This window comes from Gammaproteobacteria bacterium (assembly GCA_016200485.1).
Lineage (GTDB): Bacteria > Pseudomonadota > Gammaproteobacteria > Tenderiales > Tenderiaceae > JACQEP01.
In genome coordinates this window covers 13,242-28,939 of sequence record JACQEP010000006.1, presented here as the reverse complement: position 1 = coordinate 28,939, position 15,698 = coordinate 13,242, and the positions used below count along the sequence as shown (strand labels likewise).

The following is a 15,698-nucleotide window of genomic DNA, read 5'->3' as shown; positions in this document are numbered from 1 at the left end:
CTTGGCGATAAGATAACCAAGTGATGCTCGGTGAAGTGTTAGATAAGTTGGGCCGAGAGTTGCAAATTCGTTCCGATAAGGGTCGCCACTAAATTCAAACATTTGCGTGTCCTTAGGACATATTGGTGATGTCTTCGTGACTGAAGATCATGGTGATTCATTGTGAGGGTGGGCCCGGCAGACAATTAAAATTGCTGAGGCGAGATGCTGAATCATAAAGACTATTTAAAGAGGAGTTTGCTCAAATGAATAAACAAGAATTGATTGATGCTGTAGCGGATTATGCTGACATGACGCGTGCGGAAGCAGGTCGGGCTGTGGACGGTGTGATGGCGGCTATTTCCGATTCGCTGAAAAAGGAACAGGATGTCGCCTTGGTGGGTTTTGGCACCTTTACCGTCCGCGAGCGGGCGGCACGTACCGGCCGTAATCCCCAAACTGGCGCCACCATCGAGATTGCAGCGGCAAAAATTCCTGCATTTAAGGCTGGTAAGGCGCTCAAGGATGCCGTAAAATAGCGGCTCTTTTTGCCCAGGGTGCTTAGCTCAGCTGGGAGAGCGTCGCCCTTACAAGGCGAATGTCGGGGGTTCGATCCCCTCAGCACCCACCAGAACACAAGTTTTAAAGTGCGGAGTGGTAGTTCAGTCGGTTAGAATACCGGCCTGTCACGCCGGGGGTCGCGGGTTCGAGTCCCGTCCACTCCGCCATTTATTCTGCCTAAGGGTGCATCGCTGGGTCAGCGTGCGCCCTTTTTGGCATCTGGGGACATCGTCGAACAACGGGTAAGGATAAACATCATGTTACAGGCCATTCGAGACAGAGCGCAAAGCTGGATAGCGATCGTGATCATAGGGATGCTGATTTTGGCGTTGGCAGCCTTTGCCTGGGACGCTTATTTTGGCCCCGATCCCAAAGTGCCGGTGGCGAGTGTCGATGGTGAGAAGATTTCGCAGAGTGACTTTCAGCAAGCCTACCAGAGAGAACGTGCCCGCTTGCAGGCGATGCTGCCGGCCGGTGCCGATATCAATCAATTGATTCCCAATGATGCCGAGTTCAAGAAAAATATATTGCAGAGCCTGATCAATGAACAGTTGATCTTCAAGTCGGCGCAGGATGCAGCTTATCGTGTCAGTGACCAATGGATTCGTCAGCAAATCCAGGGCTATGAAGGGTTCACCACGGGTGGCCACTTTGATCACAATCTTTATGACCAATTCCTGCGCCAGCAGGGGGCCACTGCGAGCGGGTTTGAGGCCAAGCTGCGCCGGGATGAATTGGTCAATCAATATCGGGCTGGGGTTGCCCTGACGTCGTGGGTGACTCCGGCGGAGCGTGATCGCATCCTGAATTTGCAGCAGCAACGCCGTGATCTTGGCTATGCCGTGGTGCCGGTGGCCAAGTTCATGAGCACTGTGCAAATCAGCGATGCTGAACTACAAAAATACTACGATGCCAATCCTAAAAAATTCGTTGCTCCTGAACGGGTAAGCATCAGTTACATTGAATTGTCGGCGGTGGATTTGATGTCGCAGGTAAAAGTAACTGAAGAAGCGATTCAAGAACTATATAAAGAGCGTCAAGGTGATTTTGGTTCACCTGAAGAGCGTAAAGTGCGGCATATCCTGTTTGAAGCGCAGGGTTCTGACGAGGCGGCGTTCAAGAAGGCGGGGTCTCAAGCGGCGGATGTTTTGAAACAGATTCGCGGTGGAGCCAATTTTGTCGAGATGGCGAAGAAGTATTCGAACGATGTCGGTTCGGCGGCGAGTGGTGGTGACCTTGGTTTCCTGAGTCGTGATGCGATGATGGATCCTGCATTTGCGCAAGCAGCGTTTGCATTGAGCAAAAATCAAATCAGTGAGCCTGTAAAAACACGTTATGGATATCATTTGGTTCAATTGCTTGATATCAAGGCAGGCAAGGTGAAGCCTTATGCCGAGGTGCGTGCACAATTGGAGCATGATTATCGCCAGCGCGAAGCAGAGGAATTGTTCTTTGATCGTAGCGAGCAGTTGTCTAATCTAAGTTATGAGACTCCAGATAGTCTGGAGCCGACAGCAAAGCAATTGCAATTGCCGATCAAGACGACGCCAGCGTTTTCCCGTGATGGTTTGGGTGATCTTGCCTTGGATCCCAAGGTGAAAGATGCAGCGTTTTCCGAGGATGTGTTGCACGGCAATAATAGCGAGCCAGTCGAGATTGGACCGAATCACGTCATCGTGTTGCGCATGAATGAGCACTTCCCAGAGAAACAGCGCACCTTGGACGAGGTAAAAACTGAAGTGATGGCGCAGCTGCGTCAGGATAAGGCTGAAGCCGAAGCCAAACGTGTTGGTGAGGCATTGTTGGCTAAGTTAAAGGCGGCGGCAGACGTCAAGCCAGCGGATGTGGTCAAGGCTGAGGCATTGATTTGGCAGTCCCTGGGCTTGGTGCAGCGTGGTAGCGGTGTTACCAATCTCGAAGTGCTAACAGCAGCATTCCGTATGCCGCGGCCGGAGGGGGGTAAGCCTTCGTTTAATGGCAAGGCGCTTTCATCTGGCGATTATGCCTTGATTGGAGTCTTCGCAGTTGTTGATGCTGATCTAGTCAAGATTGATGAGGCTCAGAAGCAGGAATTGAACAAGCAGCGTCAAAACGCAATCGCAATCTCGGAAATTATGGGTGCCCAGAATGCGCTGAAGAAGAAAGCAGACATCAAGGAATACCCGGAGAATTTCTAAATAGCAGGGGAAAGGGGAAAGATAAAAGGGTTGGAATGCTAATGCACTTCAACCCTTTTAATCGCCGACCGCAGGCCGGCACATATTCTTTTCCCTTTTATCTTTTTCCTGATTTAGTCTCCATACGCCATCCCAATAATGTTGTATCCGCTATCGACATAGATATTTTCGCCAGTGATGCCCGCCGCCAGGTCGGAGCAGAGGAACGCGGCGGTATTGCCGACGTCTTCGATGGTGACGTTGCGGCGCATTGGGGCATATTTTTCGACGTGATGCAGCATGGAACGGAAGTCGCCGATACCGGCGGCAGCCAGGGTTTTGATCGGGCCGGCGGAGATGCTGTTGACGCGGATGCCATCTGGACCGAGGCTGTTAGCCATATAGCGGACATTGGCTTCAAGGCTGGCCTTGGCCAGGCCCATGACGTTGTAATTCGGCATGGCCCGTTCGGCGCCCAGGTAGCTCAGGGTGAGGAGGGCGCCATTGCGGCCTTCCATCATGTTGCGGCCGGCTTTGGCCAGCGCCGCAAAGCTGTAGGAGCTGATGTCATGGGCCACGCGGAAGCCTTCGCGGCTGACGGCGTCGAGATAATCGCCTTCCAGCGTTTCGCGGGGGGCGTAGGCGACGGAGTGGATGATAATGTCGACGTGATCCCAGAAATCGTCCAGGTGGTTGAATACAGCCTCGATTTGTTCGTCGCTGCTGACGTCACATTCAATGGTGATATCGGTATCGAGTTCGGCGCCCATCTTTTCGACACGTTCGCGCAGTTTATCGTTTTGGTAAGTGAGCGCCAGTTCGGCGCCTTCACGCTTCATGGCTTGGGCGATGCCCCATGCGATCGAGCGGGTGCTGGCCAGGCCGACGATCAATGCACGTTTACCTTGTAAAAATCCCATAGCTGTTGTCCCTTATTGTGATATGCGGTGGCCATCGCCACGCCGGTTGTCGTTAAAAATACCGGATTTGGCGTGGTGGCGAAAGTCCCTAAACCGCTATGATACACCGCTTGGCCGATGCTGTAACCGTAGACGGCCAGTTACACAGGCTGCTGATTTTGATACCTTATGACAGGTTGTGGGAAATCTGGGGCAATGACGATATTGAACCGCTGTTTTGGTTGGAATGGATTGCTGCTTGCAGTGCTGGCGCTGATGATCTCGGGTTGCGGCAGCGAGGCGCTGAACAATCCCTATCCTGACGCCGATGCCCGCAAAAATATTCTCTATTCTTCTTTTGAGGAACGTCCCAAGCATCTCGATCCGGCGCGTTCCTATAGTGCGGTGGAATATGAGTTCATCGCTCAGATTTATGAACCGCCACTGCAATATCATTTCCTTAAACGTCCCTACACACTGATTCCGGCGACGACTACCGCTGTACCGGTGCCGGAATTTTTTGATGCACAAGGGCGGAAATTATCTGCCGATGCCCCAGCGGCAGCGGTGGCGCGCAGCGTGTATGAAATTCAGATCAAGCCGGGAATCATGTATCAACCGCATCCGGCGCTGGCACGCAACACGCAGGGTGAATATCTCTATCATCATTTAACGTCACAGGATTTGGCCAAGATACATACCTTGGCAGATTTTCCGCAGACCGGTACTCGTGAACTGGTGGCGGCGGATTACGTCTATCAGCTCAAACGATTGGCGCATCCCGGCTTGCACTCGCCAATATTGGGCATCATGAGCGAGTACATTGTTGGGCTGGGCGATTATGCCAAGACGTTGCAACAAGCCTACGATGGTGCGAAGTCAAAGACGGATGCTGAACCGGCGTATCTTGATCTTGAGAAGTATCCGCTGACGGGTGTTGAAGTGGTTGATCGGTACACCTATCGCATTACCGTCAAGGGCAAATATCCGCAGCTGTTGTACTGGATGGCGATGCCGTTTTTCGCGCCGATGCCGCCGGAGGCGGATCGCTTTTATAGCCAGCCCGGGATGCAGGAACGCAATATCAGTCTCGATTGGTATCCGATCGGTACCGGTCCGTACATGCTGACGGAGAATAATCCAAATTTACGGATGGTCCTGGAGCGCAATCCCAGTTTTCATGGCGAGGCCTACCCCAGTGAAGGTGAAGCCGGGGATGCCGAGCGCGGGTTGTTGCAAGATGCGGGTAAGCCGATGCCATTTGTGGAGAAGGTAGTGTTCAATCTGGAAAAGGAAACGATTCCCTATTGGACCAAATTCTTACAGGGTTACTATGATACCTCTGGTATTAGCACCGATAGTTTCGACCAGGCGGTGCGTATTGGGTCCGGCGGCGAGGTGAGCCTGACAGAGCAGATGCAGGAAAAGGGGATCGGTCTGGCGACAGCGGTGGCGACTTCAAGCATGTATCTTGGCATCAACATGCTTGATCCCGTGATCGGTGGTAACAGTGAACGTGCACGCAAATTACGGCAAGCAGTATCGATTGCAGTGGATTACGAAGAGTTCATTTCGATTTTTCGCAATGGTCGTGGTATCTCAGCACAGGGGCCGATCCCACCGGGAATCTTCGGCTATGTTGACGGCGAGGCCGGTGTTAATCGCGCTGTCTATGATTGGCATAACGGCGCTCCACAGCGTAAATCGATTGCTTATGCCAAGCGATTGTTGGCCGAGGCCGGTTATGCCGGTGGGACAGATTCAATGACAGGGAAGCCTTTGGTATTGTATTTCGACGCCACCGGTTCCGGTCCAGAATCAAAGTCGATGTTTGAATGGTTTCGCAAGCAGTTTAGAAAGCTCGATATCCAACTGGATATTCGCGATACTGATTACAATCGTTTTCAGGACAAGATACGCACTGGAAATGCTCAGCTGTTCATCTGGGGCTGGAACGCCGATTACCCAGATCCTGAGAATTTCCTGTTTCTGCTTTATGGCCCCAATGGCAAAGTTAAGCACGGAGGGGAGAATACTGCCAATTACGATAATCCTGAATTTGACCACTTATTCGAGCAAATGAAAAATATGGACAACAGTCCACAACGCCAGTTGATAATCGACCGTATGGTCGAGATCGTGCGCCGTGATGCGCCATGGTTGTGGGGCTTCCATCCTAAGTCCTATTCGCTGTATCACGGTTGGTATAAGAATGTGAAGCCGAATCTGATGGCGAATAATTCGCTGAAGTACCGGCGGATCGATTCCGAGCAGCGTGCCAGATTGCGGCGCGACTGGAATCACCCCATCGTCTGGCCTTTGTGGCTGATTGGCGGGCTATTGATATTGGGAACAGTGCCTGCGGTGATGGTGTATCGGCGTAAAGAGCATCATCCTCGTCACACGGTGAGTGGAAGTTAAGGTCGTGTTTGCCTACATCATCCGCCGCATCCTGTACGCGATTCCGATTCTGATCGGCGTCAATCTGATTACGTTTGCCTTATTTTTTGTCGTCAACAGTCCGGATAATATGGCGCGTATGCAGCTGGGGATGAAACACGTTACTCCTGCGGCGATTGAGAATTGGAAGGCTGAGCATGGTTACGACAAGCCGCTCTTCTATAACGCGCAAGCGCAGGGATCGGCAGCAGTGACCGATACCATCTTTTTTGACAAATCGGTCAAGTTGTTTGTTTTTCAATTTGGCACCTCTGACAGCGGCCGTGAAATTGGTTATGACATCAGCAGGCGTATGTGGCCGAGTTTGGCAATTGCTTTGCCTAGTTTAGTGATTGGCTTATTCGTTTATGTCACTTTTGCGATGTTGGTTGCGTTTTTCCGTGCCACCTATATCGACGTATGGGGTGTGGTGTTGTCTGTAGTATTAATGTCGGTGTCGTCGATGTTTTATATCATTGGTGGGCAATATCTGGTTGGTAAATTACTGCATCTGGTGCCCGTCTCGGGTTATGACGTCGGAACCGAGGCAGTGAAGTTTATTGTTTTACCGGTGATTATCGGCATTGCATCGGGTATTGGCGGTAGCACGCGCTGGTATCGCACCATTTTTCTAGAAGAGATCGGCAAGGACTATGTGCGTACTGCGCGCGCCAAGGGGGTGCCGGAACTCACTGTATTATTCCGCCATGTGCTCAAGAATGCCATGATTCCGATCCTTACCGGTGTGGTTGCGGTATTGCCGCTGCTGTTCATGGGAAGTTTGATAACGGAATCTTTCTTCGGTATCCCTGGGTTGGGCAGTTACACGATTGATGCCATTAATAGTCAGGATTTTGCAATTGTACGGGCAATGGTGTTCCTGGGTTCAGTGCTCTGTATCATTGGGCTGATTCTGACCGATATTTCCTACACCCTGGTCGATCCGAGGATACGTCTGCAATGAAGATGGTATTCCTCTGGACCGATGCCTTGATCTTCCTGTTGGTAGTGACCGTGATTGCAGGTGTGATTTATGCCCGTGGCAAGGAACATCTGCGTGCACCGTGGCGCCTGGTGGCGCGCAGCAAAATGGGGATGGCCTCACTGGTGGTGTTGGTGGCTTATGTTGCGATAGGCTTGCTGGATTGTGTGCACTTTCGTCAGTCCTTGCCGGATAAGGATGTCAACGGTGAGATGGTCTACTCTGGTGAAGTATTAAGCATACTTGATGTTATTGTCTGGCCGTTGAAGGCGGGTGTGGAAAAGACCTATTCCGCACCATTCGCTGCTTATGCCTTTACCAAGGAAACCGTCGAGTTGTCCGATGGCACGCAGCAACGTGTTTTCCCGCGTTTGCGCTACGGTGGCGCGCACTTGCAAAATCCTGAGGTGGATCGAAGCGGAGATATTTTGCAGCGGAGTGCGATTGCCATCATTACGGGTCTGTTGATTTCATTGACATTAGTGATAGCCGTTGCCATATCGATTGCGCATCGTCACAACCAGACAACAGCAGTCATTTTAAAACGCATCGGGCGCGGGCAGCTGGAAATTCCTTGGCATGTGATTCTCGGTACGGCAACCGTTGTAATAGTGATTCTTACATGGTCCCTAATATTGAGCACCAAATATCACATTCTGGGTACTGACATGGTCGGCCAGGATGTGTTTTATCAAGCGCTCAAGAGTATTCGTACCGGCCTTGCGATTGGTACATTAACGACACTAGTGATGTTGCCGTTTGCGGTGATGCTTGGAATTACCGCCGGCTATCTCAAAGGCTGGGTCGATGATGTAGTGCAATATCTCTACACCACCCTGAACTCCATCCCCGGCGTGTTATTGATCGCCGCCGCCGTGCTGATGTTACAGGTCTATATGGCCAATAACCCGGATATGTTCGATACCGATGCCGCCCGTGCGGATATTCGTCTTGTGTTTCTCTGTATCATCCTCGGTATCACCAGTTGGACCGGCCTTTGCCGCATGTTACGTGGTGAGACCATGAAGCTGCGCGAGGTGGATTATATTGAAGCGGCTGTTGCCTTTGGTGTTAGCAAATTCAAGATTATGACCCGCCACCTGCTGCCGAATGTCATGCACATTGTCATGATCTCGGTGGTGCTTGATTTCTCCGGCTTGGTGCTGGCTGAGGCGGTGTTGTCCTACGTCGGTGTCGGCGTCGATCCCACCATGAACAGCTGGGGCAATATGATCAACGGTGCCCGTCTGGAGATGGCGCGTGAACCCATGGTATGTGGTCGCTGTCGGCGGCCTTTATCTTTATGTTTATTCTGGTATTGGCCGCCAATCTGTTTTCGGATGCAGTGCGCGATGCCTTCGATCCACGTTTGCGGAAGTGATGCAGCATGAATACATCGTTATTGAGTGTGCGCGATCTTAAAACCTGGTTCTCAGCCGGTGTCACCACTGTGCGCGCCGTCGACGGCATCAGTTTCGATATTCAGCGCGGCGAAACCTTCGCCTTGCTTGGCGAGTCCGGTTGTGGCAAATCGATAACGTCGCTCTCCATCATGCAACTGGTGCCGCAACCGGCGGGTCGTATCGCCGGCGGTCAGGTCATGCTCGAAGGCAAGAATCTGCTCGAACTCTCCGAAGCCAATATGCGCAACGTGCGGGGCAACCGCATTGCCATGATCTTCCAGGAGCCGATGACCTCGCTCAACCCCGTGCTTACTGTCGGCCAACAAATCGGTGAGACGCTCCAGCGCCACAAAGGTTTAAGCGGGGCCAAGGCGCGGCAACGGGTGGTGGAACTGCTCAAGGCTGTCGGTATCTCGTCGCCGGAGCAGCGCATCGATGAATACCCTCACCAGCTCTCCGGCGGCATGAAACAGCGTGTCATGATCGCTATCGCCCTTGCCGGGGAGCCGGATCTGTTGATCGCCGATGAACCCACTACCGCGCTGGATGTCACCATTCAGGCCCAGGTGCTCAGTTTGCTGCGTCAGCTGCAACGTGATACCGGCATGGCCATTATGCTCATCACTCATGACCTCGGCGTCGTCGCCGAAATGGCCGACCGCGTCGCCGTCATGTATGCCGGGCAGATCGTCGAGCAGGCCACCAAGGCCGACTTCTTCGCCAATCCCCAGCACCCCTATAGCAAAAAGCTGTTCGACTCCCTGCCAACCATGGCCAAGCGGGGCCAGAAGCTGGATATCATCCGCGGCTCCGTGCCGTCACTGGACAAGGAATTCAACTGCTGCCGTTTTGAGGCGCGCTGTGACTTTGCCTGGCAGGTTTGCCGCGATACCATCCCTGCCTGGCTGCAACCGGGCGATCACGGCGTACGCTGCCATTTATATGATGCCAAGTTCGCCGCCTCCCGGCCGCAGACCGTTGTCAGCACCAAGGTTGTGGAGGCGCATGCCCGTCATAGTGAACAGGGCAGTGGCGAACTGCTCGTCGTTAATGATCTCAAGGTGCATTTCCCGATTCGGAAGGGGTTGTTCAAGAACATTGTCGGCCACGTCCATGCGGTTGATGGCGTCTCATTGCGCATCAACAAAGGTCGCACCGTCGCCCTGGTCGGCGAGTCCGGTTGCGGTAAAACCACCGCTGGCAAAGCCATCCTGCAACTGATCAGGCCGACGGGTGGTGAAGTGTTGTTTGAAGGTGAAAATCTCGGCACGCTGCACGGCGAAGCCCTGCGCCGCAAGCGCGCCGATTTTCAGATCATTTTCCAGGACCCGTTCTCATCGATGAATCCACGAATGATGGTCGGCGACATTATCGAAGAAGGTATGATCGCTCAAAGCATCGAACCCGATACCCAAAAGCGCCGCGCCCGTGTCGATGCCTTGCTTGAACATGTCGGTCTCTCTGCTGAAATGCGTCACCGCTATCCGCACGAATTTTCCGGTGGTCAACGGCAACGCATTTGCATCGCCCGAGCGTTAGCAGTGAATCCAAAATTGATTGTCTGTGATGAGCCCACCAGCGCGCTGGATGTTTCCGTGCAGGCACAAATCCTCAACCTGCTGGAAAAACTGCAAGGCGAGCTCGGACTTTCATTTTTGTTTATTACACACAATATCTCCGTCGTCGCCTATCTCGCCCATGAAGTTGCCGTGATGTACTTAGGTCGCATCGTTGAGCAGGGCAGCGTCAAAGATGTTTTGGAAAATCCAAAACACCCCTATACCCAGGCGCTACTCTCCGCCGTGCCAACGATTGATCCGCAAACCCAACGTGAAATTGTTCGCCTCGAAGGCGACATCCCATCGCCTGTCAATCCACCCAGCGGCTGTTATTTCCATCCGCGTTGTCGTTTCGTTAAGCCAGAATGTAAGGAAAAGTACCCGGATGCTACACAGCATGGGGAAGGGCATCTGGTGAGGTGTCATCTATATTGATACTTCGCCCGTATTGAGGGCGAATGTTCGGTATGTAACGCTCATGGCGAATTGCTGATTTTTTATTAGATAAAATTTAGGAAAAGATATGATTCTCACTGAAGACTATGTTGACCTTGAGACGCCCACTGGCATGATGAGAACTCACCGTTTTCGTCCGGCGAATCCAGGGCGGTATCCAGGTTTGGTGTTGTTTTCAGAAATATTCCATGTGACAGGTCCGATTCAGCGTACGGCACGCTTGTTGGCAAGTCAGGGTTATGTCGTGGCGATTCCGGAGATATTTCATGAATTCGAGCCGCGCGGCTCTGTATTCTCTTATACCCCTGAGGGTACAGATAAAGGCAATCGTTACAAAATTGAGAAAGAGCTGGCAGCATATGATAACGATGCGCGAATTGTGCTTGATCATCTTAAAAGTATGCCCGAGTGCACAGGACACTTGGGCTCCATCGGAATTTGCATCGGTGGTCATTTAAGTTTCCGTTGTGCAATGAACCCGGATGTGCTGGCATCTGTGTGCTTTTATGCGACCGATATTCATAAGCGCTCCCTGGGAAAAGGTATGAATGACAACAGCCTGGACCGTGTCGCCGAGATTGAAGGCGAGCTGCTGATGATTTATGGTAAGCAGGATCCGCATATTCCTCAGGCCGGGCGTGATCTGGTGTATAGAACGCTGACGGATGCTGGCGTGAATTTTACTTGGCATGAGTTTAATGCCGAACATGCCTTTATCCGTGATGAGGGGCATCGCTACAATGCTGCTCTAGCCCAGATTTGTTATGCCATGACATTTGAATTATTTCAACGCAAACTCTATGCCAGTGAGCACGCCACATTCAAGACTGGAGCTGAGGCATGTCATTAAATTGTTCTGAATTGGATCGCGCTTTCTCAGTGAGCATAGCTCGGATGGAATGAAATAGAATCCGGGGAGTTCTGTGGGCTGAGTATCAAAGTCCTCGATTTCGTTCGCTCTGCATCGAGCGCTCCGGGCACATTCTTTTTGGGAATATCAAAATGCGGTATTATGAGATTCTGCGCCAGTTCTATGGAATTCGGTGTAGTCAGAAATAGTCGTGAGAAGTCTGGGTTTGCTCGAAATTAACGTGAATTGATTTTGTTCATGATTCTGATTGAAATCTCCACTCGATTCCAACCAAGCCAATCTTTTCAACGAAATACTTTGACAGTGCCGAGACCCCAAACTATACCTGTTAGGCTACGTTTATAACGAAAACGAGGGGGACACATCATGAAGCGCCAAGTGGTTTTCTATTTAACCGCATTATTTTTCGTAGTACCCAATATCAGTTGGGCGTTGGTCGTGGGGGCGAATAATGGAAGCATTACTTTCTCGGAACAAAACGTCGGTGCAGCAAGAGTAGGCGCACCCCTGTTCGATGCCAACGGGAAGTTAATCGGTCCCGGCGGCGGATTCAAAGATTTGAACCCGCCCACGCCTCCGCAACAGGGTGTGGCAGGAGCGATCGCACCACCATTGGCCGCGGTTGCGGCACCGGGGGGGGATAGGTACAGGTCAGTTCGGTGCTGGCGCGATGAAGGTGCAGGCTCTGGGATTTGCAAATGGTGGTGGTATATTTTGGGGGCCGGGTTTTGTGTCTGACGCGGCGACTAATAATATCGCTTCAGTGGTTGATTCCACAGGGACGGTCACGTTGTTCAATAATGGCCCGGTTCCTTTTGTTGGTTTTGGAGGAGGCTGGCTTGCCGTCCAAGGGCACCTTGGCGGGCCCGGCGAATATGTGGCTGCTTCATTGGCCGGTAGTATTGGTAACATTCCGTTTGTGCCGATTGTGATTGCGGCGGATGGTTTTGGCGGCGCACTCGATGGTGTATTGTCGGCCGGTACGGCATCGGCATTTTTGCCAACGATTAACGGCTTGGATTTCTTGGCTTGGGGTGTGAGCATTATTCCTGGAGTATTCAATATTCCAGTGGGAGGTAATATAACGCTTCAGGGAACATTAACTTTGGCGGCTGATCCCATGTCAAGTATGATTTTTGTCGATCTGCCGACGGGGGTGCCAAGACCGGATCTTGGCATTGGGGGTGTTCCGGAGCCTGCGACAATATTACTTTTTATGCTTGGTCTGTTCGCGATTTCACGGTTTATGGGAATCCGGGGTAGACAAACCCATCTTTTAAGCTCCCTCATCAAATTTGATTAGGGCATAGCGGGCAATCGCCTGCGGTAACCGTCGACTTCGAGATTTTACATACAACCTCGGGGTCGTAACGAATTGTCTTGATATTCCTTTAGCGGTAGGATGCGATAAGGTACAAACCGCATCCTACCCAGGTTGTGCTGAACACAAATTGTGTTTGCTACAGGAATTTTTCATGAGTGATTCATTACATGTTGTCTGTCCACATTGTGATGCGGTGAACCGAATTCCCCAAGAGCGGTTGCGGGAACATCCTAAATGTGGCCAATGTCATGAGGTGCTATTCAGCAGCCATCCCGTTGAATTGACGGCGGTCAATTTTGATAAACATATCGGCAATCATGACGTGCCGGTGTTGGTGGATTTCTGGGCGCCGTGGTGCGGGCCATGCCAGGCAATGGCGCCCGCCTTCGTGCAGGCAGCGGCGCAGCTGGAACCGGCGATGCGGCTGGCGAAAGTAAATACCGAAGCCGAACAGGCGATCGCGGCGCGGTATTCGATCCGAAGCATTCCGACCTTGCTGCTGTTCAAGAATGGCGGCGAAGCCGCCCGTCAACCTGGTGCCATGGGTGCTTCCGACATCGTGCGCTGGTCGTTGGCGCATTCTAAATAGTACTATTGAGCCAGGATTACATATTCCAGAATGTATGTACCTCCTTCGGCGATTCCAGCGTGCTTCTTTGAGGGTACAACCTTATTGTTGATCCGAATCAGGACGCGATACTTAGTACCACCGAGGGTGATATCTTGTATCTCATCAGAGGTCAGCGGTTTTTGTGTTCCATCAGCACCAGCGATGGTTGCTGCTAATCCATAGGTGGTTTCATATGCGGTTTCAGCCAATGTGCGCTGAGTTTCAGCTTGTTGCGCAAGGGTGATGTTATCTCCGATTTTGGTTTGCTGAGGGGTCTCGCCTATCAGCCGCCCACTGGCGGCTACAGTTTTTTCGCCACGCTTGATGCTGAGTTCATGTCCTAATGTGGCTTTGTATCCCTTAGGCGCGCGTTTTAGTTCGATGGCGTCTCCTACGCTGAGGGGGAGACGCAATTCATTGGGAAGACGATATGCCAAAGTGGCAGATTCATTCTGATCGGTTTTGATGAGCAGCTTTCCTGAAGGCATTGCCGTAATTGTGCCCCGTACATTCCAATCTGCAGGCATGATTCTTTGCCCCACGCTTAATGTGAAGCCCAACTTTACCTGTTCTGGAATCGATGCCGTCCCCACCATTTCAGTTGTTTTGACAGGTGGGTTAGGCCGCAACACACTTGCGGGTTGTCGTGGCGTTGGTGGGCTAAGCTGCTGAGCGAAGGGGGCAGCGGGCATAAATAACATGGCGCCCAACATGTATGCCATGACGTTGCGAGTTCCGTATTTCATGGGGTTCTCCTTTGCAATCGCGGCTTAGTTGTTGCCCCAGTTTGATCCAGTGGCGCGAAAGTTAAGTTCTATGTTGGCCCAATCGGCATGGTCTCTGATAGTGCTTAGGGCGGCATTATCATCGATATTGGTGGATACATTAGCCTGCATTGCACCATTTCCGTTCCAGTCCCGTGCTATGTTGTCGCAGATACCGGAATTTTCATTGAGGCTGTTTTCATCCAGATCGCGGCGTTGTCCCTGAGAGTACGTGAATTCGCCATTGACGTTTAAGAGATTACAGTCGGTGTCGATGCCGCTAAACTGGCTTGGGCTAAATTTGTTGTTTTGGCCAGCCACTGTCGTCCAATTGTTGCCGTATTGCATAATACTGTTGTAATTATCCTTCGAGTTGGTATCTTCAAAACCACCATGCCTGAGATTAAGCGTGTGTCCGAGTTCGTGCATAAAAGTGCCCACTTGAAAGTCGGTACGTTGACCATCTGCGCCCCAGCTACCCAGTGATACAAAAAAGTCATTCGCCCAGATATCCTCTGCTTGGCCACTGCTACCGACCCAATGGCCATTGTCCCAGGCGAATATTCCATAGCGATAAATATTCAAACGATTGGCATTGAAATTATTTTGCTTGATGGTGTGGAAGTTTGCATAAGTGAGGTTCCGGTTGGGGGTGCTGTTGTCATAACGAATGGCATCAGCGTAGGGGATGATGGTGCCACCACCACCGCCAGTACCAACTCCTCGGTCGATGTGAATAGCAATACCTTGGCTGCCATCGGAGTTTAGGATTGGGGCGTTGGCGAACGCTGTTTCAATGTCAGCCCAGATGGCATTGTTGGGCGCAGCGGCATTCATCCAGTCGACCTCAACAAACAGGTCTTTCCGCATGGGATTGGCACCCAGTGTCGGGAGATCAACATCAATGGTGCCATCATTGTTGGCGTCATAACCGTTTGTTTCCCAGTCGTCCAGCAGACCATCACCATCGCTGTCGAGTGCGGCCATGGAGGCCGCGATGTGATAATTGAGATTATTGGATGCACTACCGTTGAGGTTGCGTACGGACACAGAAAGATCTGAGTTAGGGGCTTGATCGCTCAAAATACACCACACGGTGGCATAATGAAAAATTGGATAGCCCAGGGTAGCGGCATCCGTCGCATTCATCGCCTGATTGCGTAGCAGGCGAGAAAAGAACGAAGTTTGATCGACGTTATTGACCAGGATCGTGGCGCCAGCATCGATATTTGCGCCATGAACCATGAGAATCATGGTGGCCTTATTATTGGTGTCTATGCTGAACATGGATACCGTAATGTCATCCACGCGAGGTGCGGGGTGAGCTACGCCTTGTGTTACCGTAAAGTTGATCGTGTTGTCTGAATACTGGTTATCTCCATAAAGTCGAACAGGGTGAGCGGCGAGGCTGGCGGTATAGGGTACGCTGAAAAAACGCGCACCAAGAAAGTTACTGGGCAGCGTTTGTTCGTTTGCAGTATTCGCATCCCAGCGAACCGACGAGGCGAAGAGATCTTGTCCTATAACTTCCACGATCGTTCCTCGCTCACCACTGACAGGGTCTAGGGCGCTAAGCGTTGGCTTATGAGCACAGCCAGCGGTAATGGCCACCATCGCAAGTGGTAAAGCCAGCTTGGTGATGTGCGATAGATTTAGTCGAAAAAGCATATGTATCCCTCCCCATCGCGTAAGGTA

11 protein-coding genes, 2 tRNA genes and 1 pseudogene are annotated in these 15,698 nt (G+C 51.7%); 11 read left to right on the top strand and 3 right to left on the bottom strand.

Annotation, left to right across the window (positions count from 1 at the left end):
- The first annotated feature begins 245 nt into the window (after positions 1-245).
- The 4 genes from HY272_02985 to HY272_02970 all read left to right on the top strand — a co-directional run bounded on the left by HY272_02985 (position 246) and on the right by HY272_02970 (position 2,717).
- Entirely contained in the window at positions 246-518 is a 273-nt protein-coding gene (locus HY272_02985) for an HU family DNA-binding protein (GenBank protein MBI3771652.1), read from the top strand.
- A 16-nt stretch (positions 519-534) separates the two neighbouring features.
- Positions 535-610 (top strand) — tRNA-Val (locus HY272_02980).
- Positions 611-630: 20 nt separating this feature from the next.
- Positions 631-707, top strand: a tRNA-Asp gene (locus tag HY272_02975).
- 90 nt (positions 708-797) lie between these two features.
- Entirely contained in the window at positions 798-2,717 is a 1,920-nt protein-coding gene (locus HY272_02970; GenBank protein MBI3771651.1) for a SurA N-terminal domain-containing protein, read from the top strand.
- A 113-nt stretch (positions 2,718-2,830) separates the two neighbouring features.
- Here the strand turns inward: HY272_02970 and HY272_02965 are convergent, their stop codons facing one another.
- Complete coding sequence (locus HY272_02965; GenBank protein ID MBI3771650.1) at positions 2,831-3,616, bottom strand: enoyl-ACP reductase; 786 nt, start codon at positions 3,614-3,616, stop codon at positions 2,831-2,833.
- 195 nt (positions 3,617-3,811) lie between these two features.
- On the opposite strand from HY272_02965, the gene HY272_02960 reads away from it, so the two are divergent.
- The 7 genes and pseudogenes from HY272_02960 to trxC all read left to right on the top strand — a co-directional run bounded on the left by HY272_02960 (position 3,812) and on the right by trxC (position 13,218).
- Positions 3,812-6,016, top strand: coding sequence for an ABC transporter substrate-binding protein (locus tag HY272_02960; protein MBI3771649.1), 2,205 nt, complete (start codon positions 3,812-3,814; stop codon positions 6,014-6,016).
- 4 nt (positions 6,017-6,020) lie between these two features.
- On the top strand, positions 6,021-6,998 hold the full coding sequence (locus tag HY272_02955; protein ID MBI3771648.1) for an ABC transporter permease: 978 nt from the start codon (positions 6,021-6,023) through the stop codon (positions 6,996-6,998).
- Positions 6,995-8,397, top strand: a pseudogene (locus tag HY272_02950) (ABC transporter permease). Before HY272_02955 ends, HY272_02950 begins: the two are co-directional and overlap by 4 nt.
- 6 nt (positions 8,398-8,403) lie before the next feature.
- Positions 8,404-10,413, top strand: a complete 2,010-nt coding sequence (locus HY272_02945) for an ABC transporter ATP-binding protein (protein MBI3771647.1) — start codon at positions 8,404-8,406, stop codon at positions 10,411-10,413.
- 88 nt (positions 10,414-10,501) lie between these two features.
- Complete coding sequence (locus tag HY272_02940; GenBank protein ID MBI3771646.1) at positions 10,502-11,284, top strand: dienelactone hydrolase family protein; 783 nt, start codon at positions 10,502-10,504, stop codon at positions 11,282-11,284.
- 691 nt (positions 11,285-11,975) lie between these two features.
- On the top strand, positions 11,976-12,608 hold the full coding sequence (locus HY272_02935) for a PEP-CTERM sorting domain-containing protein (protein MBI3771645.1): 633 nt from the start codon (positions 11,976-11,978) through the stop codon (positions 12,606-12,608).
- 172 nt (positions 12,609-12,780) lie between these two features.
- Positions 12,781-13,218, top strand: coding sequence for a thioredoxin TrxC (trxC, locus tag HY272_02930; GenBank protein MBI3771644.1), 438 nt, complete (start codon positions 12,781-12,783; stop codon positions 13,216-13,218).
- 2 nt (positions 13,219-13,220) lie between these two features.
- Here trxC and HY272_02925 read toward each other — a convergent pair whose 3' ends face one another.
- Both HY272_02925 and HY272_02920 read right to left on the bottom strand, forming a co-directional pair.
- On the bottom strand, positions 13,221-13,985 hold the full coding sequence (locus HY272_02925; GenBank protein MBI3771643.1) for a hypothetical protein: 765 nt from the start codon (positions 13,983-13,985) through the stop codon (positions 13,221-13,223).
- 24 nt (positions 13,986-14,009) lie between these two features.
- Positions 14,010-15,671: a hypothetical protein gene (locus HY272_02920; GenBank protein MBI3771642.1), complete on the bottom strand. Its 1,662-nt coding sequence runs from the start codon at positions 15,669-15,671 to the stop codon at positions 14,010-14,012.
- Positions 15,672-15,698 lie beyond the last annotated feature (27 nt).